24 protein-coding genes are annotated in these 25,852 nt (G+C 60.2%); 10 read left to right on the forward strand and 14 right to left on the reverse strand.

All coding sequences use genetic code 11. The features are described 5' to 3' along the window. Positions 1-28 precede the first annotated feature (28 nt). From K787_RS0107265 to xdhA, 8 genes are all read right to left on the reverse strand, one after another. Positions 29-1,072, reverse strand: a complete 1,044-nt coding sequence (locus K787_RS0107265) for an ABC transporter substrate-binding protein (protein ID WP_022962134.1) — start codon at positions 1,070-1,072, stop codon at positions 29-31. A gap of 73 nt (positions 1,073-1,145) precedes the next feature. Then, a complete protein-coding gene (locus K787_RS0107270) occupies positions 1,146-2,351 on the reverse strand; it encodes a urate hydroxylase PuuD (protein WP_022962135.1) in 1,206 nt (401 codons plus the stop codon). Next, the gene (gene guaD / locus K787_RS22490) at positions 2,332-3,708 is read right to left on the reverse strand and encodes a guanine deaminase (protein ID WP_022962136.1); all 1,377 of its coding nucleotides are present in this window, start codon (positions 3,706-3,708) and stop codon (positions 2,332-2,334) included. The genes K787_RS0107270 and guaD overlap by 20 nt, the downstream gene beginning before the upstream one ends. After that, entirely contained in the window at positions 3,708-4,052 is a 345-nt protein-coding gene (gene uraH / locus K787_RS0107280) for a hydroxyisourate hydrolase (protein ID WP_022962137.1), read from the reverse strand. The genes guaD and uraH overlap by 1 nt, the downstream gene beginning before the upstream one ends. After that, on the reverse strand, positions 4,049-4,549 hold the full coding sequence (gene uraD / locus K787_RS0107285; RefSeq protein ID WP_022962138.1) for a 2-oxo-4-hydroxy-4-carboxy-5-ureidoimidazoline decarboxylase: 501 nt from the start codon (positions 4,547-4,549) through the stop codon (positions 4,049-4,051). Before uraD ends, uraH begins: the two co-directional genes overlap by 4 nt. Continuing rightward, positions 4,546-5,421, reverse strand: coding sequence for a xanthine dehydrogenase accessory protein XdhC (xdhC, locus tag K787_RS0107290; protein ID WP_022962139.1), 876 nt, complete (start codon positions 5,419-5,421; stop codon positions 4,546-4,548). The genes uraD and xdhC overlap by 4 nt, the downstream gene beginning before the upstream one ends. Next, positions 5,406-7,775, reverse strand: coding sequence for a xanthine dehydrogenase molybdopterin binding subunit (gene xdhB, locus K787_RS0107295; RefSeq protein ID WP_022962140.1), 2,370 nt, complete (start codon positions 7,773-7,775; stop codon positions 5,406-5,408). Before xdhB ends, xdhC begins: the two co-directional genes overlap by 16 nt. Beyond that, complete coding sequence (gene xdhA, locus K787_RS0107300; protein WP_022962141.1) at positions 7,768-9,240, reverse strand: xanthine dehydrogenase small subunit; 1,473 nt, start codon at positions 9,238-9,240, stop codon at positions 7,768-7,770. Before xdhA ends, xdhB begins: the two co-directional genes overlap by 8 nt. Positions 9,241-9,478: 238 nt before the next feature. Between xdhA and K787_RS22495 the strand changes: the two genes are divergently transcribed. The 7 genes from K787_RS22495 to K787_RS0107340 all read left to right on the forward strand — a co-directional run bounded on the left by K787_RS22495 (position 9,479) and on the right by K787_RS0107340 (position 16,947). Then, positions 9,479-11,035 carry an ABC transporter ATP-binding protein gene (locus K787_RS22495; RefSeq protein WP_022962142.1) on the forward strand — a complete coding sequence of 519 codons (1,557 nt, stop codon included), beginning with the start codon at positions 9,479-9,481 and terminating at the stop codon, positions 11,033-11,035. Continuing rightward, the gene (locus K787_RS0107310) at positions 11,022-12,110 is read left to right on the forward strand and encodes an ABC transporter permease (RefSeq protein ID WP_022962143.1); all 1,089 of its coding nucleotides are present in this window, start codon (positions 11,022-11,024) and stop codon (positions 12,108-12,110) included. Before K787_RS22495 ends, K787_RS0107310 begins: the two co-directional genes overlap by 14 nt. After that, positions 12,110-13,036 carry an ABC transporter permease gene (locus K787_RS0107315; protein WP_022962144.1) on the forward strand — a complete coding sequence of 309 codons (927 nt, stop codon included), beginning with the start codon at positions 12,110-12,112 and terminating at the stop codon, positions 13,034-13,036. Before K787_RS0107310 ends, K787_RS0107315 begins: the two co-directional genes overlap by 1 nt. Positions 13,037-13,088: 52 nt before the next feature. Next, on the forward strand, positions 13,089-13,841 hold the full coding sequence (locus K787_RS0107320) for an outer membrane protein OmpK (RefSeq protein WP_022962145.1): 753 nt from the start codon (positions 13,089-13,091) through the stop codon (positions 13,839-13,841). Between the two features lie 60 nt (positions 13,842-13,901). Then, a complete protein-coding gene (locus K787_RS0107325) occupies positions 13,902-14,549 on the forward strand; it encodes a TetR/AcrR family transcriptional regulator (RefSeq protein ID WP_022962146.1) in 648 nt (215 codons plus the stop codon). Between the two features lie 85 nt (positions 14,550-14,634). Next, positions 14,635-15,981: an amidohydrolase family protein gene (locus tag K787_RS0107335; protein ID WP_022962147.1), complete on the forward strand. Its 1,347-nt coding sequence runs from the start codon at positions 14,635-14,637 to the stop codon at positions 15,979-15,981. Positions 15,982-15,996: 15 nt separating this feature from the next. Continuing rightward, positions 15,997-16,947: an isopenicillin N synthase family dioxygenase gene (locus tag K787_RS0107340; RefSeq protein WP_022962148.1), complete on the forward strand. Its 951-nt coding sequence runs from the start codon at positions 15,997-15,999 to the stop codon at positions 16,945-16,947. 45 nt (positions 16,948-16,992) lie between these two features. On the opposite strand, the gene K787_RS0107345 is transcribed toward K787_RS0107340, so the two are convergent. The 3 genes from K787_RS0107345 to K787_RS0107355 all read right to left on the reverse strand — a co-directional run bounded on the left by K787_RS0107345 (position 16,993) and on the right by K787_RS0107355 (position 20,267). Beyond that, positions 16,993-18,360, reverse strand: coding sequence for an 8-oxoguanine deaminase (locus K787_RS0107345; protein ID WP_022962149.1), 1,368 nt, complete (start codon positions 18,358-18,360; stop codon positions 16,993-16,995). A 184-nt stretch (positions 18,361-18,544) separates the two neighbouring features. After that, complete coding sequence (locus K787_RS0107350) at positions 18,545-19,309, reverse strand: alpha/beta fold hydrolase (protein ID WP_022962150.1); 765 nt, start codon at positions 19,307-19,309, stop codon at positions 18,545-18,547. Beyond that, on the reverse strand, positions 19,302-20,267 hold the full coding sequence (locus K787_RS0107355) for an isopenicillin N synthase family dioxygenase (RefSeq protein ID WP_022962151.1): 966 nt from the start codon (positions 20,265-20,267) through the stop codon (positions 19,302-19,304). Before K787_RS0107355 ends, K787_RS0107350 begins: the two co-directional genes overlap by 8 nt. A 126-nt stretch (positions 20,268-20,393) precedes the next feature. Here K787_RS0107355 and wrbA point away from each other — a divergent pair, with 126 nt between their 5' ends. From wrbA to K787_RS0107375, 3 genes are all read left to right on the forward strand, one after another. Further along, positions 20,394-21,047 carry an NAD(P)H:quinone oxidoreductase gene (gene wrbA, locus K787_RS22500; protein ID WP_022962152.1) on the forward strand — a complete coding sequence of 218 codons (654 nt, stop codon included), beginning with the start codon at positions 20,394-20,396 and terminating at the stop codon, positions 21,045-21,047. Positions 21,048-21,340: 293 nt separating this feature from the next. Continuing rightward, the gene (locus K787_RS22505; protein WP_022962153.1) at positions 21,341-22,408 is read left to right on the forward strand and encodes an ABC transporter substrate-binding protein; all 1,068 of its coding nucleotides are present in this window, start codon (positions 21,341-21,343) and stop codon (positions 22,406-22,408) included. A 57-nt stretch (positions 22,409-22,465) separates the two neighbouring features. Beyond that, positions 22,466-23,857, forward strand: a complete 1,392-nt coding sequence (locus tag K787_RS0107375) for an amidohydrolase family protein (RefSeq protein ID WP_022962154.1) — start codon at positions 22,466-22,468, stop codon at positions 23,855-23,857. Between the two features lie 31 nt (positions 23,858-23,888). Here the strand turns inward: K787_RS0107375 and rutF are convergent, their stop codons facing one another. The 3 genes from rutF to rutD are packed head-to-tail and all read right to left on the reverse strand — an operon-like array spanning position 23,889 to position 25,842. Beyond that, the gene (gene rutF / locus K787_RS0107380) at positions 23,889-24,425 is read right to left on the reverse strand and encodes an NADH-dependent FMN reductase RutF (protein ID WP_022962155.1); all 537 of its coding nucleotides are present in this window, start codon (positions 24,423-24,425) and stop codon (positions 23,889-23,891) included. Positions 24,426-24,436: 11 nt separating this feature from the next. Beyond that, a complete protein-coding gene (locus tag K787_RS0107385; RefSeq protein WP_022962156.1) occupies positions 24,437-25,027 on the reverse strand; it encodes a malonic semialdehyde reductase in 591 nt (196 codons plus the stop codon). A gap of 8 nt (positions 25,028-25,035) precedes the next feature. After that, on the reverse strand, positions 25,036-25,842 hold the full coding sequence (gene rutD, locus K787_RS22510) for a pyrimidine utilization protein D (protein WP_022962157.1): 807 nt from the start codon (positions 25,840-25,842) through the stop codon (positions 25,036-25,038). Positions 25,843-25,852: the final 10 nt, after the last annotated feature.

Raw genomic sequence — 25,852 nt, forward strand, 5'->3', positions numbered from 1 at the left:
CCGGCCGGCCCTGTCATGGCAACACCGCTCAGGGAATCTGCCGCTCGGCTTCAGCCGGCAGATAGCTGCTGTCGAACAGCGCGGCCAGCTCCGGCGTTGCAGTCAAACCATAGGAGGCAACCATGTCTGCCAAGGCCCGCTGCATACGCTCCTCGGTAACGGCGCCTAAGCCTTCGGCACGGGTTTCATCAGTCACCACGTTGGTATCCAGCGCCAGCTTCAAGCGCCGCAGCTCAAGCTTCTCGTCGATCAACTGATCGCGTTTTTTGACATAGGCAATCGCACTATCAGGATCGGCGATGGTTTCCTGCAGTGCCTTGTTGAACGCACGCAAAAAGCCCTTGACCGCTTCCGGGTTGCTCTCGAGCAAGTCATTGCGAGCGACAATGGTGTTGCCGTAGAACTCGACGCCGTAATCGGGGTACTTCAACGCGACGATGTCGTCAGGATCAACGCCACGCGCCTCAAGGTTCAGCAGGCTGGTGAAGTAAAAGCCGGTGATACCGTCCAGTTGACCGCGCGCCAGCAGCGTCTCACGAATCGCCGGCTCGACCGATTGCCAGGTCACATCACCCACCTCCAGACCATTGTGCCGTGCGAAAGACGGCCAGGCTTTGCGGCCACCGTCGAATACCGGCGCGCCCAGGGTCTTGCCCTTCAGATCCGCTGGCTCCTTGATACCAGAGCTTTTCAATGCAAATACCGCGGCTGGCATGGCGTTGTAGACCATATAGACACCCGTCACATTGGTACCGGGATTATTCGCCGTGGTTTCGGTCAACGCGCTGTAGTCGGCAAAGCCCATGTCATAGGCGTTGGTCGCCAGACGCGTTACCGCGCCCGCAGAGCCGCTACCCGAATCAATACTCACGTTAAGGCCTTCATCCTTGAAGTAGCCTTTTTCCAGCGCCATCAGAAAGGGCGCCGACGGACCTTCAAAGCGCCAGTCCAGGGTGAAGCGAATATCGGTGTCGGCCTTGGCGCCTAGACTCAAAGCCAAGGCACCCAGCCCGGCCAATAGTGTGATACCCCGGCCAAACCGCTTCAAACGACTGCTTTTTGTCTGCTGCATAGGTACGTCTCCTGGTATGAATATTTCCGTTAGATATTTCCGTAAAGTGCAACGACGCCATCAATAAACCGATTTACTCCGGGCCCACCTGTCTTAGCCAGGTCCCGATCAGATCGCGTTCTTCGCGCGTGATACCGGTGGTATTGCCCAACGGCATGTACTCAGTCGCCACCGTGGCCTGATAGACCTGATCGCGGTGATCCTTGAGCTGCTCGAGCGTGGCCAGCGAGATACCTGCCGGTGGTGCCTGGAAGGCCGGGTGCGGCGGATTCTCGACATGGCAGCCCTGACAATGGGCTTCTACCAAGACCCTGATCTGCTGATCGCTCACCTCAGGGGCGTTGGCGGTCAGGCGAGTGTCCGGTCGGCTGGGCGCCATCGCCCAAATCAGCGCCAGGGTCAGCAGCGCGCTGACAACCAGAATCGAGGGCCGAGTAATGCCCTGGTGGCGCAGGTTGAAGAAGTGCCGGGCGAAGGCGGTAATGAAACCGATCGCCGCCAGCACCGCCCAGCCATGGGCGTGCCCGTAGAACATCGGATAGTGGTTGCTGATCATGATGAAGATGACCGGCAGCGTCAGATAGTTGTTGTGCGTGGAGCGCAGTTTCGCCCGTTCAGCCAGCAGCGCTACCCGGGCATCCGGTTCCACGCCCTGCTGTATGGCGTTAACCAGTGCCCGCTGGGCCGGAACGATACCGAGAAAGACATTGGCGACCATGATGGTGCCGATCACCGCGCCCACATGGATAAAGGCGCCACGTCCGGCAAATACCTGGAACATGCCCCAGGACACCGCCACCAGAATCACCAACAGCACAGCACCGAATGCCAGCCCGTTGCGCGACAGCGGACTGCGGATCAGCGCTTCGTAGATCAGCATCACGCCAATCAGCGTGCCCATACCGATGGCAATCGCGCCGCCAGTGCTCAATGCCAGCTTGCTGGTGTCAATCAGGTAGCCGGGATTGCCAAAGTAGTAGACGGCAAATAGCAACGCCAGGCCGCTCATCAGCGTGCTATAGGCTTCCCACTTGAACCAGTGCAGCTTGCGCGGCATTTCTTCCGGCCCCAGCTGGTATTTGGCGACCTCGTAAATGCCGCCGCCGTGGATTGCCCATAGGTCACCCTTGATGCCTTTCTGCTTCTTCCATTCCGGCGGCTCGCGCAGATGATTGTCCAGCCAGACAAAATAGAAAGACGCGCCAATCCAGGCCACCCCGGCGATCACATGAAACCAACGAATAATCAGACTCAGCCAATCAGCCAGATACGCATGCATTGAGCGCAGCTCCTTCTACGGTATCGCGATCGTACCGGCACTGCCCGGCAATATAGGTGCGACGTATGGCGCGGTCGTCGCCGAGAATCATCAGATCGAAAAGCACAGCAGACAGGTCCGAATCGGGCGTGCCCTTGAGCTTCATAATCGGACCGGCAGCGCGGTCCAGAACCAGAAAGTCGGCATATTTGCCGGCCTGCAAATTGCCCGTCTGGTCAGCCTGATGCAGCACTTCGGCATTACCCAGGGTGGCCATATAGAACGCCTTCAGCGGGTTCAACGATTGCCCGCGCAGTTGGCAGACCTTGTAAGCCTCGGCCATGGTGACCAGCATCGACAGACTGGTGCCACCGCCGACATCGGATGCCAGGCCCACCTGCACGCCCGCATCGACCGCACTGCGCAGATCGAACAGGCCGCTGCCCAAAAAGGTATTCGAGGTCGGGCAGAAGGCAATGCGCGTGCCGGTTTGCGCCAGGCGCTGGCGGTTCTCGTCGCTGATATGAATGCCATGCGCGAGCACGCTGTGATCACCGAGCAGGCCGAAATGGTCGTAAACGTCCAGGTAGTCCTTGCGCTCAGGAAACAGCTCCCTGATCCAGGCGATCTCGGCATGATTTTCCGCCCAGTGGGTCTGCATTAGCGCACCCGGACAATCGGCCAGCAGTTGGCCGGCATAGCTCAGCTGCTGCACCGACGAGGTGGCAGCAAACCGCGGGGTAATGGCGTAGCGTTGACGCCCCTTGCCGTGCCAGCGGTCAATCAGTTCGCGGCTTTCCCGATAGCTGGCCTCGGCGGTATCGCGCAGCCCATCCGGCGCGTGAGTGTCCATCATCACCTTGCCGGTGGTCAGGGCCATGTTGTAATGATCGGCGGCAGCGAAAAGCGCGTCGGCGCAGACCTGATGCGAAGTGGCGAACACCAATCCCGAGGTAGTGCCGTGCGCCAGCAGCAGATTGAGGAATATCTGCGATTGGCTGGCTGACCAGTCCGGATCAGCGAACCTGGATTCGGTCGGGTAGGTATAGGTTTCCAGCCATTCCAATAGCTGCGTGCCATAACTGGCCATAACGCGCAGCTGCGGCATATGCACATGGGTGTCGATAAAGCCCGGCACAATCAGGCTGTTCGGCCAGTGCTCAACGCTAGTCGAGGCGGGCAGAGCCGGGATCAACTGCTCGGCAGCGCCAGTCGCCAGCACGCGGCCGTCAGCGACGACCAGCAGGCCGTCCTGCAGGTATTCATAACTGGCAGGGTTAGGCTGGCCAAGGCCTGGATCGCCGAGAAAATGCAGTAACGGGCCGCGAAAGGCTGTGCAGCCAACGGCAAAGCCGGCAGTGGAGTTGGAATCAGTCATCAGCTCCCCCGATAAGTCGAATAGCCCCACTGGTTGAGCAGCAGCGGCACATGATAGTGGGCGTCGGCATCATCGAGGCAGAAGACAATGGTCACCGAGGGATAGAAACAGCGCTTGCCCTGGTGTTGAAAGTAGCCCTGGGTGTCGAAGGTCAGGCGGTAAGTACCGGCATCTACCTCGGGCGGGAAAGCATTGAAAATGCGCCCATCGGCGTCGGTCATGGCGCTAGCCAGGCTGTGCCAGCCGGTATCGGTCTGCTGCTCCAGGCTGACGCTAACCCCGGCGGCAGGCTGGCCGGAACCGAGATCGAGAATATGCGTGGTGATCTGACTGCGGGTGTTCATAGCAATTTATCCAGTCGAAGATGGGTGATCTTGGCCTGCTCGGCAGCAGCTATAAGAATCTCTTCAGCGCGCTCATTGGGCAGACGCGCCTCAAGCAGTTCGAGCATCTGCTCTGCCGACTTGCCGGTTGCACAGACAATGAAGATAAAGCCGAACTTGTCAAAGTAGGCATCGTTGCCGTCTTTCAGCCTTTGCAGGATGGTTTCGCAGGCAACGCTCGCCCCGGCCTGCTCGCCGCTGGCCATGGCTTCAGTGCTGGCATAGCGCGCCTTCAGGCTTTTGATGTCGCCGATTTTCGGGTGAGCTTCAAAGGCCGCCAGCCAATCGCTTTCCATCAGGCTGGGCCACAGCGCCCGTGCGGTACCGTGCAGCGCCTCCGGCGAGGCAAAGGGCCGTGCGCCGACCATGCCGCGTACCCAGGCTTCGGCTGCGCAACAGTCGCGCATCAGCGTTTCTGCCTGAGCGTCGGGTAACTGGTTGAGTTGTTCCAGGGTCATGAATGCTCCGTTATTTTGCTGTCACTGGGCTTGTCTGTCTGCATCAGGCCGCGCAACTGTGGCCAGCTCACACCGCGGCGCTTCTGTGCGGCTGGCAGCTGAGCGCCGGCCAGCGCCAGCAGCTCTGCACTGATGGATACCGCGACCTCCATCGGCCGCTTGCCGGGCACATCATCACGGCCTACCGGACAACGAATGCGCTCAATCTGCTGCGCGCTGTGACCGCGGTGCTCAAGCCGCTGGCGAAAGCGCTCAGCTTTGGTTTGCGAGCCAATCAGCCCAATGCTCAGCGCATTACCTGCGTTAAGCAGGGCGCGGCACAGTTCGTAATCAAGCTGATGGTTGTGCGTCAGAATCAATGCGTGCGCGCCGACACAAAGGCCAGCCGCATCGCCTGCAGGATCGTCGCTGTAATGCACCCTGACGTTGTCCGGCACCTCCTGCGGAAAGCCGTCCTCACGCGAGTCGACCCAGGTCACGCGCCAGGGCAGTTGCCCCATGATGGTCATCAGCGCGCGAGCCACATGCCCGGCGCCAAACACCACCAGCCGGGCATCGCTGCCACGCTGGCCTTCCATGAGAATGCTCACGCTGCCACCGCAGCATTGCCCCAGGCTGGCCCCGAGCGGAAAGTGCTGCATCTGCGACTCGAAGCGGCCAGCAGCCAGCTGTTCGCGGGCTCGGGCAATGACCTGATATTCCAGGTGCCCTCCACCGATGGTGTCGTAACTGTGCTCACCAGTGACGACCATCTTGCTTGAGGGCTCGCGCGGCACTGAGCCAGCTACGCCCAGAATGGTCACCAGCACATAGGGTTCGCCCTGACGCTCGCACTCGGCGACCGCCTGGTACCACATCATCCGATGCTGCATGGCTTATCCTCCCGTTGCTGCGCGACCCAGGCCTGTGCGGCATTCATTGCCGCCAACATGCGTTCCGGTGTCGCCGGCGTATCCAGCGGCGGGCTGAAACGATAATCAGCCAGGCTGGCAACCGCGTCGCGCAGCGCACTCCAGACCGCAATGCCGAGCATCAACGGCGGTTCGCCCACAGCCTTGGAGCGAAAAACGGTGGCTTCCGGATTAGGGCTGGAGGCCATTAGCGTTACGCGCATGTCCGCTGGTGTGTCTGATACTGCGGGAATCTTGTAGGTCGCAGGACCGGTGGTCAGCAGTCGGCCGGTATCGCTGTACACCAGTTCTTCGGTGGTCAGCCAACCCATACCCTGAATAAAGCCGCCTTCGATCTGGCCGATATCGATTTCCGGATTCAGCGACTGTCCGGCATCGTGCAGGATGTCGGTACGCAGCACGCGGTATTCGCCGGTCAGCGTATCCACCACCACCTCGGAGCAGGCTGCGCCGTTGGCGTAGTACAGAAACGGGTGGCCCTGACCCTTCTCGTGGTCGTAATAGATCTTCGGCGTGGCATAGAAGCCGGTGGACGACAGCGACACCCGATGCATATAGGCAGTCTGGACAAATTTGGCCCAGTCGATCCGCTGCTCGCCAGCAATAACCTGATTGTTTTCAAAGCGCACTTCGCCCGGCTCACAGGCAAAGTGCTGCGCGGCGAAGGCGACCAGTCCGGCCTTGATTTTCTCGCAGGCATCCAGCGCCGCCATACCGTTCAAGTCCGACCCCGAGGACGCTGCGGTGGGCGAGGTATTCGGCACCTTATCGGTACGCGTGGCGGAGACCTTGATCCGCGCCAGATCGACCTGGAAGGCCGAGGCCACCACCTGGGCGATTTTTACGTAAAGCCCCTGGCCCATCTCGGTGCCACCGTGATTCAGGTGGATGCTGCCGTCGGTATAGATCAGCACCAGCGCGCCAGCCTGATTCAGATGTTTGGCGGTAAAGGAGATGCCGAACTTGATCGGCGTCAGCGCCAGACCGCGCTTGAGTATCGGGCTCTTGCGGTTGTAAGCGCTGATTTGCTCACGCCGCACCTGATAGTCGGAGCTGGCCTCCAGTTCGTCGATCAGTCGCGGCAGCAGATGCTGTTCGATGATCTGGCCGTAGTGAGTGGTATCGCGCCCTTCGCGGTACAGATTGCGCTTGCGCACGGTCAGCGGATCAAGCTCAAGATGGCGGGCGATATCGTCCATCGCCTGCTCGATCACCATCATGCCCTGGGGCCCGCCGAAACCGCGGAAGGCGGTATTGGACACCGTATGCGTCTTGCAGCGGTGACCGGTTACCCGCGCCTGATCGAGAAAGTAGGCGTTGTCGGCATGGAACATGGCGCGGTCGACAATGGCATCGGACAGGTCCGGCGAAAAACCGCAGCGCCCGGCGACCATCAGGTCAGCGCCGTGTAGCAAGCCATCCTGATCAAAGCCGACGTCATAGGTATTGAAAAAATCATGCCGTTTGCCGGTCTGTACCATGTCATCGGCGCGCGCTAGCCGGTACTTCACCGGTTTGCCGGTGACATGCGCCAGCAACGCGGCGATACAGGCCGGCGCAGCGGCCTGGGTTTCCTTGCCGCCGAAGCCGCCGCCCATACGCCGGACCTCCGCCTGCACTTCGTGAAGCGGCAGGCCGAGCACTTCGGCCACCAGCTTCTGCACCTCCGAAGGATGCTGGCTGGAGGTATGCACGAACATGCCACCGTCCTCGGTTGGCTCGACCAGACAAGCCTGGCCTTCAAGATAGAAGTGCTCCTGCCCACCGACATTGATCTGCCCGCGCAAACGATGCGGTGCCTCCGCCAGCGCCTTGTCCGGGTCGCCGCGCTGCTGAGTGTGGCTGGGGCGCACATAAAAAGCCTTTTCCAGTGCTTCGGCAGTAGTCAGTACCGGCGGCAGCGGTTGGTAGTCGACCTTGGCCAGACGCGCAGCCTTGCGCGCCGCATCGTGAGTGGTCGCCGCTACGGCAAAAATCGGTTGGCCCATATGCTCGACGATCTCGCCGGCCAGCACCGGGTCGCCCGGGAATACCGGGCCGATATCGCTATGCCCGGGTACATCAGCGACAGTCACCACCGCCACCACACCGGGATAGCTGCGTACCGCACTCAGGTCCATATTCAGTACCCGCGCATGGGCCTGCTCGCTGTGCCCGACCGCCGCATGCAACAAGCCTTCAGGCTCGGGCAAATCGTCGATATAGCGTGCCTGACCGCGAACATGTTTCCAGGCACTGTCGTGATGGGCGTTGTGCCCTGCAAGACCGACCGGCTGCCCGGTCTGATTGGCTAGGGTTTCGGGAAGCTTACGCATAATCAGTCACCATCAATCCGTATTCGCTATCAGCGCTGTCAGCGTGTTCCAGCAACGCGCGGCGCAGCAGGTTGCCGGCCACCTGGACACGGTATGCCGCCGAGGCGCGCACGTCCGAGATCGGCGAAAAGTCATTCGCCAGTGCGGCGATCGCCAAGGTGATACTGGCATCGTCAAAGGTCGCACCGCGCAGCGCGGCTTCGGCTGCGCGGGCGCGCTTGGGAATGGCGGCCATACCGCCATAGGCCAGGCGACAATCGATGATCTGCTGACCATCAAAACGGAACCAGAAAGCCCCCAGTACTGCGGAAATATCGTCATCCAGACGCTTGGAGACCTTGTAGATAAACAAGCGCTCTTGCGCGGTAGATGCATCCCGCTGCGGCTCCGGCACCCGCACGCTACGAATAAATTCACCGGGGCGCAGGGCGGTCTTGCGGTAATCAAGAAAGAACGCCTCCAGCGCCAGCCAGCGCGTGCCTGCGGCGCTGTCGAGCTGGATCTGCGCGTCCAGCGCAAGCAGCGGTGGTGGCATGTCGGCGATCGGTGAGGCGTTGCCGATATTGCCACCCAGGGTGCCGCGATTGCGAATTTGCAGCGAACCCAGGCGTTCAAGCATGGGGCCGAAGGCCGGCCAGCGCGCACTCAGCAGCTTGCCGGCGCGGCGGTAACTAACAGCGGCGCCAATACACAATCCTTCATCGCTAGATTCGATACTCTGCAGCTCGGGTACCTGCTCGGTAGACACCAGATGCGGCAAGGTCTTGAGTTGCTGGGTGATTTCCAGCGCCAGATCGGTGCTGCCCGCCACCAGACGCGCATTGGGCGAACTGGCCAGCAGGTCACGCAGTTGCTGCAACGTGACGGGCGCATCGAAGCGTTTGCCTTGAGCATCCTGCAGACTGGCTGCCGGCATATCCTTGATTGAGGGCATTGGGGTGTTCATCAATCCACCGCCTTCCCACACCTGCACGTCATTGATGACCGAACGGGTGGCCGCATCCACGATTGGACGATAACCGGTGCAACGGCACAGATTGCCAGACAAGGCTTCGAGCAGACGATGACGATCACAATTCTGTTGCTGATCTGCCACCTCATGGTGCAGTGCCACCAGCGACATGATGATGCCCGGTGTACAAAAGCCGCATTGCGAACCATGGCACTCAACCATGGCCGTCTGCACCGGATGCGCCGGCTCACTCTGCAACGCATCAATGGTCACCAGATGCTTGCCATGCAGGCTGCCAATCAGCGCTATGCAGCTGTTAATGCTCTGATAACTCAAGCCATTCTCGTCTGTCGGCGTGCCGAGCATAACGGTGCAGGCGCCGCAATCGCCGGAAGCACAACCCTCCTTGGTTCCGGTCAGCCGCATTTTGGTGCGCAGCCACTCAAGAATGCTCAGATTTGGATCAGCGCTTTCCAGTGTCTGGGGCTGACCGTTCAAATAGAACTCAATCACAGGTTTCTCCGCGTTCTCTACTGTTGACCGCTTTTCCCGCCCATTACCAACCCAATACAGCAAGCAATGATGCGGTGTTCGAGGTAGTCACCGCAAACAACTGCAAAAAGCTGACCACTTAGTCCATTTAAAATATTTTTTGCGTTTTGGCTCATGTGGCAAGCAAATTGCTCATCGAGTAAATGCTGATTATCTGGTCAGCTTATTACATGCACGCAAATACATGCCGGGGTCCTGAATGCTGACGGCCGAACGTTTAAAACTGCAGAACATCGTTAAACAATACCCGGGCTGCCGGGCGAATGACGGTGTCCAGTTGACCGTAACTGCCGGTGAGATCCATGCCTTGCTGGGAGAAAACGGCGCGGGCAAAAGCACCTTGATGAAGATCATCTACGGTGTCATCCAACCAGACGAGGGCTCCCTGACCTGGAACGGCCACCCTCTGGTATTGCAGGGCCCCGCCCACGCCCGTGAGTTGGGGATCGGCATGGTATTCCAGCATTTTTCGCTGTTCGAAACGCTGACGGTAGCCGAGAACATTGCTCTTAGCCTGCCCGCCGCCGAGGCGCGTAACCGCAGCCGTCTGGACGCGCGCATTCGCGAGGTCTCTGCCCATTACGGCATGAGCCTTGATCCACGCCGCTACGTCAACACGCTGTCCATCGGCGAGCGCCAGCGCGTGGAAATCGTCCGCTGCCTGATTCAGGAAAGCTCGCTGCTGATTCTCGATGAACCCACCTCGGTGCTCACGCCCCAGGAGGTCGAGGTGCTGTTCCGTACGCTGCGCCAACTGTCCAGCGAGGGCTGCAGCATTCTGTTTATCAGTCACAAGTTGCAGGAAGTGCGTGACCTGTGCCACCGCGCCACGGTATTGCGCCAGGGCCGGGTCACAGGTGAATGCCGGCCAGCCGAGGTATCAACCGACGACATAGCGCGAATGATGGTGGGCAATGATACGCCGCTGTCCACCCAGGTTGCTCCGGCAGAGCCCGGCGAGACTCTGCTGACGTTGAATGATCTCAGCTACACCAGCCGCGACCCCTTTGGCACCAGCCTGAGCAATATCGATATGCAGCTGCGCGCCGGCGAAATCGTCGGTATCGCTGGCGTTGCCGGTAATGGTCAGGACGAATTGCTACGCGCCCTTTCCGGAGAGGTTCTGGTCGCCGCCAACAGTCTGCAACTGAACGGACTACCGATTGGGCGGCGCGGCGCGGCTCAACGCCGTCGGCTTGGCGTCGCGGTGGTGCCAGAGGAGCGCCTGGGGCGCGGCGCGGTACCCGCCATGTCACTGACCGAGAATACCCTGCTGACCGCCTATGATCGCGGGCTGGTCAAAGGGGGTTTACTCAAGGGCGGCAAGATTCGTGAATACGCCACGCGTATACGCGAGCAGTTCGGCGTGCGCTGCAGCAGTATCGACAGCCCGGCGACCAGTCTCTCGGGAGGTAATCTGCAAAAATTCATCATCGGCCGCGAAGCACTGCAACAGCCACGTCTGCTGGTCGCCTCACACCCCACCTGGGGTGTGGATGTCGGCTCGGCGGTGGCCATCCACGAGGCCTTGGTCGCGCTACGTGATCAGGGCGCTGCGGTACTACTGATCTCCGAAGACCTCGACGAGCTGTACCAACTGTGCGGCCGCATGGGAGCGATCTGCAGTGGGCGCTTATCACCACTGGTGCCCACCGCCGAACTGAGTATCGAAAAGCTCGGCCAGTGGATGGCCGGGGACTTTCCACAGGGCACGCCCCGACTGAACGATAAGGGGGCGGTCCATGCTGTCGCTTGAACGCCGCGCTACCGACTCACGGCTAATGCAGTGGACGTCACCGTTGCTGGCCCTGGTGCTAACCGTTATTACCGCCCTGGGCCTGTTTCTGGCGCTGGGAAAAGACCCGATTGAGGGCCTGACGTTCTTCTTTCTGGTGCCTTTGAGCGACGCCCATGGCTGGGCCGAACTGGGGTTGAAGATGGCACCGCTGTTGCTCTGCGCTGCGGGTCTGACCCTCTGCTACCGCGCAAAGCTGTGGAATATCGGTGCCGAGGGCCACTTCCTGATGGGCGCGCTCTGGGCCTCGGTGGTGGCACTGCAGCTAACGGACCAAAGCGGCTTCTGGGTATTACCCGCGGTGCTGCTAGCGGGCGCGCTGGCCGGTGCGCTCTGGGCCTGGATCGCGGCGGTGCTGAAGACGCACTTTCACTGCAATGAAATTCTCACCACCATCATGCTCAATTACATTGCGTTGAACCTGCTGCTCTACACCGTACATGGCCCACTCAAGGACCCGATGGGCTTCGGCTTCCCGCAGTCGGAGATGTTCGCCAGCGCCGCACTGCTGCCCAAGCTGATTCCTGACACGCGCCTGCATATCGGTCTGTTATTCGCACTACTGGCTGCGGTGGTCGTCGGCGTACTCTTTACCCGAACCTTTGTCGGCTTTCAGCTCAAGGTGCTGGGCCAGGATACCCGCGCGGCAGCCTTTGCCGGTTTCGGCGCACGGCGCCTGACCTGGCTGGCCTTTCTGCTGGCTGGCGGGATGGCCGGGCTGGCTGGCGCCTCGGAAGTCAGCGGACCGATCGGCCAACTGGTGCCTCAAGTATCCCCCGGCTACGGCTATACCGCCATCATCGTGGTGTTTCTCGGGCGTATGCAGGCGCTCGGCATCGTCCTGGCCAGCGCGCTGCTGGCACTCACCTTTATGGGCGGCGAGATGCTGCAGATCGCGATGAACCTACCCAAAGCCATCACCGGCTTGTTCCAGGGTCTACTGCTGTTCTATCTGCTGACCTGTGACGCCTTCATCCACTACCGCCTGCGCCTGCGTCGTCCGCTGTCGCCCCTGACAACCGCACGGGAGGCCTGATGGATACGCTGCTAATCACCAACATATTGGCCGCGACCATCATCGCCGGCACGCCACTGCTATTGGTGGCGCTGGGCGAACTGGTGTGCGAACGCTCCGGCGTACTCAATCTAGGTCAGGAAGGCATGATGCTGATGGGCGCGGTGATGGGCTTTATTGCCGCTGTGACCAGCGGCAGCCTGGCCGTCGGCGTGCTGGTCGCCATTGCCGCCGGCATCGCCATGTCGATGCTGTTCGCCCTGATGGCTGTAACCCTGGCGGCCAACCAGTACGCAGCTGGGCTGGCGCTGACTATTTTCGGTACTGGCTTGAGCGCTTTTATCGGCAGCGGCTACGTGGGCCGATCGATCTCCGGCTTTCCGAAAATCGCCATTCCCTATCTGTCCGACATTCCCGTACTGGGCCCGGTGCTGTTCCGCCAGGACCTGCTGGTCTACCTGTCACTGCTGATGTTCGTGCTGGTCTTCGTGTTCCTGCGTTACAGCCGGGGAGGGCTGATCGTACGGGCGGTGGGTGAATCGCCGGAAGCGGCCAACGCCAACGGCATGCGTGTGCTGGCTGTGCGCTACCTGGCGGTGGCCTTTGGCGGCGGCATGGCCGGGCTGGCCGGCGCCTACCTGTCGTTAGCCTATACCCCGATGTGGACCGAAAACATGACCTCCGGGCGCGGCTGGATTGCCCTGGCGCTAGTGGTTTTCGCTACCTGGAAACCCGAACGGGTGCTGCTCGGCGCCTATCTGTTCGGCGCTGCCAGCATTCTGCATCTGGTGCTACAGGGCCTCGGCTGGCGCAGTTCGACCGAGCTGCTAGCGATGCTGCCCTATGTGGTGACCATCGTCGTGCTGGTGCTGCTGTCGTGGAATCCAACCCGTACGCAACTGAATACCCCTTTATCAATCGGCCAACCTTATAGGCCGAGCAAGTGACTTGAACACCCATATGCCAACCAAAAACTAAATCACATCTAAGGAAACGACCATGAAAACATTGCACAAAACCCTGATGGCAGTCTGCATCGCAGCTTCCTTCACTCCCGCTGCTCACGCCGAAAAGTACTTCTCGGACTCCAGCATTTCCTTACTCTACAGTGACGACTATCAGGCCTTTGGTCCGCAGAAGCGCACCGATACCTACTTCACTTTCGAGAACGCCACTGGCCACAACTGGGGCAGCACCTTCTTCTTCGTCGACCGTAACCAGGGGCACGGCAAGGACTCGGACAGCGACGACATTTACGGCGAATTTGCGCCGAACATCAGCCTTGGCTGGTTGACTGGCAATGACCTGAGCTACGGGCTGATCAAGGATGTGACGCTGTCTGGTCAATACGAGTTCGGCGGCGGCACCAACGTCAACAACGTCATGCTGGGGATGGGGCTGGACTGGAACATTCCCGGCCTGCAGTACTTCGGCACCCGGGTTTACCACGTCAACAACAGCGAAACCGATAACGACTACCAACTGACTGTGGTCTGGGGCGCCCCCATGGAGTTCGGCCCTACGCGCATTCTGTTTGACGGCTATATCGATTGGTCTTCCGCCGCAGACGACCACAAGTCCGACTTCCACTTTAACCCGCAGTTGAAACTGGATATCGGTAACTACTTCGGCAGCCCGCGCGTGCTCTATGCCGGTATCGAGTACTCCTACTGGAACAACAAGTACGGCCTGGGCGATGCCGTCATGGACACCGAGAGCGCCGTCAGCGCCCTGGTTAAATTTCACTTTTGATCAAGTCAGGGAGTTCGGCTAATGTCGAACTCCCTACCGCGTAGAAGTGACGAGACAGGCATGACAACCAAGACCCGATCAAAGACCTACCGACCCGGACGTATTCGCGAACGTAATCGCGAAATCATTCTGGCTGCGGCGGAGCAGGAATTTGCCCAGCATGGTTTTCGCGGTGCCACCATCCAGGATATAGCCGAACGGGCTGAGCTACCGAAATCCAATGTGCTGTATTACTTCAGCAACAAGAAGGAAATCTACGGCGCCATGTTCGACGACATCCTGTCGCGCTGGAATGCGGTATTCACCTCGGTGGCACCTGAAGACGATCCGGCCACGGCACTAACCGCGTTTATTCGTACCAAGGTCGAACTATCCCGTACCCATCCGCTAGCCTCGCGCCTGTTCGCGATGGAAATCATTCAGGGCGCGCCCTTTCTGATGAACCATCTGCGCGGCACCATGCGTGACTGGGTCAGGGGGCGTGCAACCGTCATCCAGCAATGGATTGACGAGGGCCGTATGGCTCAGGTCGACCCGGTACAGCTGATCTTTCTGATCTGGTCATCAACCCAGCATTATGCCGACTTCCAGGTGCAGATTCTGATGGTGGAAAACAAGGCGGAGTATGAGAAGCAGGACTTCGATCATGCCGCCGATTTTCTGACCAGCGTGATTCTGCGTGGTTGCGGCCTGGATATCCCCACATGAACAATATGCGCCTGATCAACGTCGGACAGCTCAGTCGCGATAGCCTCGCGCTGTTCGCCAACGTCAGCGCCCAGAGGTAAACCCGTTGAATCGTTTCGCCATTCGTGATGCCGCCCTGTTTACCGTGGATCCACATAACCAGGTGATCGCCAGCGGTACCCTGATTGTCGACCACGGACGCATCAGCGCGCTGGGGGAAACGGCCGAGATAGTCATACCGGACGGTTGTCCGGTTATCGAAGCCAAGGGGCATGCGTTACTGCCCGGACTCATCGACTGCCACTCGCACTCAAGCCTGATGCGCGGCGTTACCGAGAATATGCAGTTAATGGATTGGCTGCCGTACTACCAGCTTGAGCACCGCGCGCTCACTGAGGAGTACGCCTACCACTCCGCACGGCTGTGCTACCTGGAAGCATTGAAAAGCGGCACCACCTGCGTAATGGACATGTACCGCTTCATGCATCGTTGCGCCGACGCGGCGGCTGACATCGGTCTGCGCGTTAATCTGGCACCCTATGTGGCCGACGCGCCCGGCAAGGATTTCTTCGCTACCCGTGCGGAGAATCGTGCCTTGATCCACAGCCACCACGGTAGCCAGAACGGACGCATTCAGGTGTGGATGGGGCTGGAGCACCTGTTCTATTGCACGGCCGACGCCTATGCCGAAGCACTGCAATGCCAGCAAGACTATGGCGTCGGCATACATACCCACGCCTGTGAGCAGCGCGAGGAAGACCAGGCAGTGGAACAGCACTTCGGGCGCCGTTCGATCGCCCAACTGGATCATTACGGCATCCTCGGCGAACGCACCCTGCTGGCCCATTGCGTCTGGTTGAATGACGAGGAAATACAACGCCTGGCCAACACCGGCAGCGCCATCGCCCACTGCCCCATCAGCAATGCCAAACTGGCTAGCGGCGTAGCGCGGGTACCGGAGATGCTCGCCGCCGGACTGACCGTCGGCCTGGGCACCGACGGCCCGGTATGCAACAACAGCCTGAGCCTGTTCGAGGAGATGAAATTTTCCTCGCTGATCCAGAAGGCCACCCGCCTGGATGCCACCGTACTACCGGCCGAACAGATGCTGCGCATGGCGACCATCAACGGCGCTCGCGCGTTGGGCCTGGAGCGCAACATCGGCTCGCTGGAAGTCGGCAAGCGCGCTGACCTGTTGTTGCTCGATCTGAACATGCCGAACATGACCCCAGCCGAGATTGATATCCAGGGCGGTAACGTGCTGTGGAATCTGGTATTCGCCGCTGGCAGCCAGAATGTCGCCAGTGTCTGGGTCGACGGTCGCCAACTGATCGCCAATGGCCGCGCCACCCAGGTCAGTGAAGCAGAGCTGCTGGCGCAAGCGCAGGCGCAGGGAATCCAGCTGTTTCAGCAATGCCGCGATATAGCCCATCTACGTACCCGCATGCTCTAGGCAGAGGAGTCCAGCATGAAATCCCTACCCATCATTTCCGTTTCCGGCCTACGCAGTCAAAACCCGGACGAACGCGCCCAGGTCGCGCGTCAATTAGGCATTGCCTGCCGTGAAGTGGGCTTTTTCTATGTGATCGATCACGGCATCGGCGCTGAACTGGTAAAAGATACCTTCAACAATGCCAAACGCTTTTTTGCGCTGCCTCTGGCAGACAAGCAAGGCTTGTCAATCAAGCTCTCACCGCACAACCGCGGCTACGTGGCAATGGCCGATGAGAAACTCAACCCGGCATCCGGCGCGGACATGAAGGAAGCTTTCAATATTGGCACCGATTTTCCGGCCGACCACCCCGATGTACTCGCTGGCAAACCTTTCCGGGGCGTGAACTTCTGGCCCGCAATACCCGGCTGGCGCGAAGAGATGCTGACCTATTTCGACGCCTGCCTGGATCTGGGCCGGTTGATCCATCGCGGTTTCAGCATCGATTTGGGATTGGCGGAAGACTACTTCGATACCCACCTGACATCGCCAATCGCCACACTGCGCATGTTGCACTATCCCGCCAGTGCCGGGCAGTCCCAGCGCGAGGACGGCGGCGCCGGGGCCCACACCGATTACGGTAATCTGACCCTGCTGGCCACCGATCAGGTGGCCGGGTTGCAGGTGGCCAACAGGCAGGGGCAGTGGATCGAGGCGCCCCATGTGCCAGGTGCCTTCGTCTGCAATATCGGCGACTGCCTGATGCGCTGGAGCAATGACACCTACGTCTCGACCCCGCACCGGGTCCGTCCGCCGGAGCAGGAGCGCTACTCAATGGCGTTTTTTCTTGAGGTGAATCCAGAGTCGATTGTCGACCCACGCGATATTCTGCCTGACCAGCAGCCCAAATATGCGCCAATCAGTTGCTCCGACTACCTGACCTATCGCCTCAACGCCACCTACGAGCATCGCACTCACGAGCAATAGACGCCCTCCAGCCAGCGTCGGCAGGTGCGACGCTGGCTGGAGGACTCAGCGGCCCTGTAACAGCTCCAGAGCCAGGCGGTTATGCTCCTCGATGATCAAAGGTACCTCGCGGGTCAGTAGCTGACCGTCTTCTATCACCTGTCGCCCGTTGATAAAGCTGTGCGCTACCCGTGGCGGCGTACAGAACACCAGCGCTGCCAGCGGATCACTCTGGGCACCTGCCATGCTGATGTCATCCGTACCAAAAGCGATTATATCGGCGCAGTAGCCCGGCTCGATGCGGCCAAGCACGTCATCACGGCCGAGCACCTCGGCACCGCCTCTGGTCGCGATATACAACGCCTCGCGAGCGGTCATCGCGCCGGGATTTTCATCTCTTACGCGAGCCGAGAGCATTGCCATACGCGCTTCGTCGAGCAGATGATTACTGTCATTCGAAGCGCTGCCGTCGACACCCAGCCCCACCTTGACGCCGGCATCGCGCATTCTGCGGATCGGCGCAATGCCCGAGGCCAAACGCATGTTGGAGCAGGGGCAATGGGCGACCCCGGTGCCGGTGCGGGCGAACAGGGCAATACCCGGCTCATCCAGATGCACGCAGTGGGCGTGCCAGACATCCGGGCCTACCCAGCCGACCGACTCGGTGTACTCGGTCGGCGTCATCCCGTAGCGCTCCTTGCTGAAAGCCAGATCTTTGCTGTTTTCCGCAGTGTGCGTATGCAGCCCCACGCCGTAGGAGCGGGCCAGGCTGGCCGCCTCGCGCATTAGATCGGTGGTCACGGTAAAGGGTGAGCAGGGCGCCAGCGCCACGCGAATCATCGCATCGGGGCGGGCGTCGTGCAGCTCTTCGATGACCCGCTGCATCTCGCGCAGAATCGCCTGTTCGTCCTGCTCGACCAGCGCATCCGGCGGCAAGCCACCCTGACTCTGGCCGAGGCTCATTGCGCCCCGCGCCGCATGAAAGCGCATGCCCATTTCCTGCGCGGCCTGAACGCTGTCATCCAGCCGCGTGCCATTGACGTATAGATAGGCATGGTCGGCTGCGGTGGTGCAGCCCGACAGCATCAGCTCGGCCATAGCCGTACGCGTTGCGGCGCGCTGCATCGCCGGGGTGATGTTCTGCCAGACCGGAAACAGCGCCGTCAGCCAGTCAAAGAGCTCAGCATTCTGCGCCGCTGGCAGGGCTCGGGTCAGTGACTGGAACATGTGGTGATGGGTATTGATCAGGCCAGGCAGCAGAATATGCCCACTCATATCAATCACCCGGTCAGCCGTATCGGGCAGGTCGGCGCTGGGGCCAACCGCCTCAATGCGATTGCCGCGAATCAGTACCGAGCCTCCGGCAATCTCGCGCTGCTGATTGTCCATGGTCGCAACCAGGCGCGCGTTCTTGAGTAACAGGGTCTTGCTCATGAGTGAATTCCTTGGCGATGCCCCTGGCCGCGTATGGCCAGTTCAGGCGTGTTGGGTAACCTTGCAGAGTAGCTTTCATACCAGGCCAGGGCCGACCGCTGGGCAGCGTAAATTGCCCGTATTTGCGGCTGAACGCTGTGCTGACGCCCGGCCATAGCGCGCCAGCCAGCTCGATGGATTGCCTTCAGTCCGCTCCGGCATGCCGGGAAGCGAAAGCGACCATCACCTTGGCCAACGCAGCGGGCGCTGATGCCTGGGGCACGTGGCCGGTATCCAGACTGACCACCTCGGCCCCGGGCACCAGCGCCTGCATGCGCCGCTGCGCGGCCAGGACCACCGAGCGGTCCTGCAGCGCTTCAACATACAAGCGCGGCAAGCGCCCGAAACGCTCCTGCGTCCAGACCGGCACCAGGGTACGCGCACCTTCGGGCTGCAAGGAGAAGCGCTCAGCCGCCGCCAGGGCCAGATCATCAGGCAAGTCCTGCAGAAATATCTCGCGGATGGCCTCAACCGGCACCCAGGAGGCGCTGCGGTCAGCGGACCATTGCAGGTGAGGGCCTATGCCCGAAGCGGCGGGCTCACGCTTGACCAGCTCAGCGACCAGCCCGGCAAATCCGCTGCCGGAAGGCAGCATCATGCCGGCAATATAGACCACCCCTGCAACCCGCTCCGCCATACGCTCCGCCGCCTGGGTGACGATGGCGCCACCACCGGAATGCCCAACCAGCATGATTGGTCCGGCGATCCCGGCGCAGCAGTCCACCACATGATCAACGCAGCCCTGCAGCGATACCTTCTCTGGCTCCGCTGGGTGCTGGGGCGAGCCCGGCATATCCGGCGTCAGCACCGCATACCCCTGCGCCTGCAACAACGGCGTCAGTTGCGCCCATACCCAACTGCCGGCCCAAGCACCATGGATCAATAACAGCGTCGGTCTGCACTCAGACATAGGTCCTCCGGTACATCTCCTTCAGGTGCTCACCCACAGTGGTGGACGGATATTTTGCCGTCTCGCCAGGGGCCAGACATACCGGCAGGCAACGCACTTCGTGACCCAGCGCACCGCTGTAGAAGAAGGGCACCGAATAGCGTTCGGTGCCCGAGGTATTGACCACACGGTGCAGGGTTGAGCGGTAGCGATCATTGGTCCAGCGCGCAATCATATCGCCAAGATTGACCACAAAGGCGCCGGGGATGGGCGGCGCGTCCAGCCAGCGATCATGTGCCGCATCCCAGACCTGCAAGCCGGGTTTATCATCCAGCAGCAAGATAGTGATGCCGCCGAAATCGGTATGGGCGCCGCACCCCTTTTCCCCTGGCAGTGGTTTTGCCGGCTGCGGCGGGTAGTGCAGCAGACGCAGCGTGGCCAGAGGGTCCTGGCAAAAATCTGCGAAGAAAGCCTCCGGGAGATCCAGCGACAGCGCCAGACCCGCCATGATGCGCTCGCTCAGCGCCAGCATGGCGGTGAAGTAGCTCTGCATGACCGGACGGAAGCCCGACAGCGCGGGCGGCCATTGATTCGGGCCCAAATTAAAGCCGCCGGCCAGCACCTTGGGGTCATCCGCAGGCAGCTCTTCACCGATATAGAAGCCTTCCTTCAGGTCCGGCGGCATGCCGGGCTCAAGCGTCTGCCCACCGAGCATCTCGTAGCCGCGATTGGCCGCAGAGCTGGCCTTGTCGACCTTTTGCTTTTCCGTCACAGACTGCTCGAAGAACGCCCGCGACTCGGTAAACACCTGATCGATCAGCGCGTCGGGAATGCCGTGCCCGGCAATATAGAAAAACCCGGTGTGCAGACAGGCATCGCGCAATTGTCGCCCGGTCTCCAACTTGTCCGCCTCCACGTCGCCACGCAACGCTGACAGATCGATCACCGGTAGCGCCGAGGGCGCATCAGTTACCAGCATGATTTCGTGCCTCCCATTAAATTCATGTCCGAACGGTCAGATATTCACGATATATGCCAGTTCATGGCATGCAGGTTGCAAATTCTGCTTATTGACCAACCCCTTGTTGAATAACTGGAGCAACTGATGACCTCACGCATCACCGTGATAGTGGACTCGCGCTACGGCAGCACCCTGACCCTGGCCCGGACAATTGCCGAGGGTGCTTTGGCTGAGGGCGCCGAAGTGCGCCTGTGTCGTGTGGCGCTGAGCGATCCCGAGTTCAGTGTCGATACCTCGCGGGCAGATTTTATCGCCGCCCAGGCCGAATTCCAGGCACTGCCGCAGGCCAGTGCAGAGGATCTTGAATGGGCTACCGGGATCATCTGGGGTTCGCCGACCCGCTATGGCTTGATGAGCACGCCGCTGCGCGCCTTTATCGACGAGATAGCACCCTTGTGGCGCCAAGGTGCGCTGATAGGCAAGGTCGGCGCGGCTTTCACGTCGACCGGCGGCATGCACTCAGGCAATGAAATGACGCTGATGTCGCTGCTGATGCCCTTTATGCAGCACGGCATGATCATCATCGGCGTGCCCCACAGCGTACCCGAACTGGTGCACACCCGCAGCGGCGGCTCGCCCTATGGTGCTTCGGTGGTAACCGGCTTTGACGGACGCTTGGGTGTGGACCCGGGAGAACTGGCTATCGGCTACGCGCTGGGGGCTCGGGTGGCTCGTATAGCAGGCCAGGTGATCCCGGAACCGGCCTCAGTGGACTTAGCCGCCAGCCAGTTGCACTGAGCCGCGCCACGTCGTGGCCGCTTGCATTCTGAACCTTTGCAGTGCAGCAGCGACGAAAACGCTGCAAGGCAGTGCATGCATTTAGCTGACCCTTTGATCAGGAAATGAAAAACAGAGCCCCTGCAATCCATGGCATGCCTATTGCTTTCGCTATTGCCTCGCCATCCAGAAAGTTGATTATTCGGTCAGCTTATTGGAAGCAGAATAACAAGTTCATGGCGATGAACAACTGAACCTGTCTCAGGTTCCATCAACGCCCGCCCACCTTTATACCAACCAGAAAGGGGTAATTGATGAACAAGGCATTCCATGAACCAGTTGCGCTAAGCCGCCGGATGCTCAAGCAGGCCGGTGTCGTTCTCTTGGGGTCAGCTATGTTGGCCTTGCCGACAGCGGCCTCTGCATTGGAAAAGATCAGCTATCGTACCAACTGGTTTCCGCAAGCCGAACACGGCGGCTGGTATGAGGCGGCCAACGCCGGCATCTATGCTCAATACGGCCTGGAAGTAGATCAGCAGCCTGGTGGCCCCCAGATCAATAATCTGCAATTGCTGGTTTCCGGCCGCGCCGATTTCGTCATGTTGCATTCCAGCGGGCAAGTACTGAAAGCCATTGAGGAGGATCTGCCCGTAGTCGCCGTTGCCGCATTCTATCAAAAGGATCCGCAGGCGATTATGACCCACAAGGGTGTAGGGCATGATCGCCTGGAAGATCTCAAGGGCCAACCGATTTTGCTCTCGCAGGACGCGCATCAATCATTCTGGCCATGGCTTAAGCAGAAGTATGGCTACACCGATGATCAGGTTCGTCCCTATACCTTCCAGATGGGCCCCTTTATAGCCGACAGCGGCCTCAGCCAGCAGTGCTACATCACCTCGGAGCCCTATGCGGTAAGGCAGGCCGATATCGACCCTAATCTGTTCCTGTTATCCGATTATGGCTGGCAGTCCTATTCAACTCTCATCGTTACCACCACCGATACCGTGAAAAACAAACCCGAGTTGGTTGAGCGCTTTGTGACGGCCTCCATTGATGCCTGGTATCAGTACCTGAGTGATCCCAGCGCGACCAATAAGGTGATCAACCAGTTGAATGAAAGCCAGACCGAAGGCCAGATGGCCAACTCACTGAGCGAGATGCGCGACCGCGGCATCCTGGTTTCCGGAGACGCCCTGGAGAACGGCATCGGTTCCATGAACGATGCGCGCTGGAAAGCCGCCAGTGAGCAGCTGAAAAGTATTGGCCTGGTCAAGCCGGACACTGACTATACCAAGGCTTTCACTACCCGATTTATCGGTACCGATACGATCAAGGCGCTAGTGGCCAAATACCCGGCGGTTGCCGCGTCGGCAGCTAACTAACCGCAACCGCTGTCGCAGTCAGTAGCTGGCTGCGGCAGCCCCACGCTCAGGAATATCATGCAGACTCAGGCAACAACGGCCAGCGAACAGCAGGTACTGACAGCCGACATTCTTCTGCCTATGACCGCCGATAACCCGGTCATCCAGCAAGGTGCTGTATTGGTGCAGGGGCAGAAGATCATCGCCACCGGCACCCGGGAAGAGATAATGGCGATGGCGCCGGAGGCGGTCTGGCACGACTATGGCCGCGCCGTACTGATGCCTGGCCTTATCAACACCCACAGCCATTCCGGTTTTCTACGTGGCACCGCCGAAGACCTGCCGGTCTGGGAATGGCTGCGCCTGTACATCGACCCCATGCACCGGGTACTCACCGCCGAGGATGCAGAAATTGCCTCCTGGCTGTGCTACGCCGAAAGCCTGCTTTCCGGCACCACCACCTCGGTCGACATGTGGCGGCACATGGCAGGGTCCGCGCGCGCCGCAGAAACCCTCGGCAACCGGGTAGTCATGGTGCCTTATGTCGGCGAGGCGGAAGGCTACGATTACTTCGACACGCTAGATGACAACGAAGCGCTGATCCAGCAGTGGCACGGTAAGGCAGACGGCCGCATCAACGTCTGGGTCGGCCTGGAGCACATGTACTATGCCACGCCGCAAGCCTGCCGCCGCGCAGTCGCGCTTTGTACACGCTACAACACCGGCCTGCACACCCACTCCAACGAAGCCGAGGCGGAAATCGGCGAAGCCATGAAGCGTTTCGGTTGCAGCCCCATCCGCGCGCTTGAGCGTCTTGGGCTACTGGAACCAGCGAGGGTGCTACTGGCGCACTGCGTCTGGCTGGACGAGGACGAAATCGCGTTGCTCGCCGAGAAAAACATCGGTGTTGCGCATAATCCGTCCAGCAACATGAAGCTGGCCAGCGGCTCGGCACCTATCGAGCAATTGATCGCCGCCGGCGTTGCGGTTGGCATCGGTACTGACGGTGAAAAAGAGAACAACAATCTGGACATGCTCGAGGAAATCAAGATTGCTTCGCTGCTGGCCAAGTTACGCTGTATGGATGCCGCGGCCTATGGCGCTTGGAACGTACTGCGTAGCGCCACCATTGAGGGCGCCCGCGCGATCGGCATGGATGACCAGATAGGCTCGCTGCAGCCAGGCAAGCAGGCTGACATCATCGCCGTGCGCGCGGATACGCCGCGCATGACGCCTTTCCTTACAGAAGGCCCGTTCATGAACGTGCATCATAATCTGGTACACGGCGCGCTGGGCGGTGATGTCTGTATGACCATGGTCGCCGGACGCATCGTGATGCAGAACCAGCAGTTACTCAACGGCGACCTGCCACGCTATATGAACGAGGCCGAGCACGCCTGCCGCGCCCTGCTCGAGCGCCGCGCTGCCTGGTTGGCTGAGCATGAGGAGGGAGCTCTGTCACCTTTATGATCGCGCCCCAGTGCAGAGCAGCAATCTCTCGTTATCCATGCTGCGCTGACATGAGTTGTATGGCGTTGCAATAACTGCGCTGGAAATAGATCAGGCTATCGCCGCATTCGCGCTGACGAATACTGACAATCTCGCAGATGAGAATATCGTGACTACCAACCGCTACGCGATTGGTAATGCGACAGTCAAAATTGATCAATGCGTCATCCAGCAGCGGCGCACCGGTGCATTCAGTGCTCCAGTCAGCGGTAGCAAAACGCTCTGTCATGGAGGTTTTGCCACCAAACAGATTCGATAGCGCCTGCTGATCGGCGGTCAGGGTATTGACGCACAAATGCCCGTTGGCGCAGAAGGTTTCGTATACCGAAGCACTGCGGTTAAGGCACACCAACAGACTGGGCGGCTCATCCGATACGCTGCAGACTGCGGTCGCGGTGAAGCCGGCACGGCCAGCCGGCCCGTCGGTGGTGACCACGTTGACCGCAGCAGCAAGGACCGACATGGCATTACGAAAAGCCTCGCGGCTTACTTCCATAGTTATTGAATCAGGTGCTTGGGCGGCCAACATGGCTTACTCCTTCAGGTCAGAATGCAGGTTGTGGAATAACTCAGACGCGGCAAACGGTCGAATACCTTGCTGCTGTCGCCGTAACCGAGGTTGATCAGCAGATTGGATTTCCAGTGGCTATCACTGAAGAAGGCTGCGTCCAGCGCCTTGGCGTCAAAGCCGGACATGGGGCCGGTATCCAAGCCCAGGCTCCGCGCCGCCATGATCAGATAGGCCGCCTGCATGGAACTGTTACGGAAGGCGGTTTCGTGGATCATCTCCGGGCTGCCGGTAAACCAGCTGCGCGCATCCGCGTGCGGAAAAAGCTCGGGTAAGCGATCATAAAAGCGACTGTCATAGGCGACTATCACGGTCACCGGCGCGCTCATGGTCTTCTCCAGATTGCCCGAAGACAGGCACGGCTTGAGCAGCTCCTTGCCCTGACGGGTACGCACAAAAACGAAGCGAGCCGGGCTGCAGTTGGCTGAGGTCGGCCCCATTCTGGTCAGGTTGTAGAGCGTTTCAAGCAAGCTGTCCGGCACCGGCTGATCAACCCAGCCGTTGTGGCTACGTGCTTCGGTAAACAGTTGCTGCAATGCGTTTTGATCCAGTGAATCGTGCATGGTTGCCCTCACTCAGGCGCCGTAGTGGGTATCGTGAAAACGCTGAGGAGGAAGCGCTTCAGCGTCGTGTTGATCGTTTCGGGGCAAGTCACGCTCGAGGCGTGGCCACCGTACTCAAAGCATTCCAGTTGCGCGTTGGCCAGTTGCTCCTGCAATTGTTGCGAGCAGGTCCAGGGCACCAGCATGTCGTCGCGGTTGGCGATCAGCAGAGTAGGCTGGCGAATGCCAGCCAGCGCCTCTGAGCCGGGCTTAAAAGCCAACAGCGCGGCGATACGGCGCAACAGATTCGCGGTTGGCGGAAATCCCTCGACGTGCCCCCGATCCTCGGCCTCCAGCTGCGTGATGTGCTCGGCAATCCAGCTCGGTGGATAGAGAAACAGCGCTTGCGCCTCAACGTAGGCGGCAGGTCCGGCAGCGACCAACAGCTGCTTGCGTACTGAAAAGCAGCGGGCGGTATGCGGGCTGGCCACCGCCCAGGCGTTCATCAGCGTCAGGCTGCGCAGGCCTGGAGCCTTCTGCAACGCCAGCTCCAGCCCGATCAGCCCACCCAATGCGTGACCGATCAGGTGATATTCGTCGATACCCTTGGCAGCCAGCAGCTCGCGCAGCTCGCTGGCCATGGCAGCGATGCTGTAATCGTCCGGTAGCACGGCAGGGCTGCGCCCGGTACCCATCTGGTCGTACAGCACCACCCGATAATCATCTACCAGTGCAGCCAGCTGCGGTGTCCAGAACTGCGCGGTACCGCCAAGCCCCGAGCTGAAGACCAGCGTCGGGGCGGCCGCGTCACACCGGCCATGGATTTCGATATGCATCCCCGCTGCC

The organism is Halopseudomonas pelagia CL-AP6 (genome assembly GCF_000410875.1).
GTDB lineage: Bacteria > Pseudomonadota > Gammaproteobacteria > Pseudomonadales > Pseudomonadaceae > Halopseudomonas > Halopseudomonas pelagia.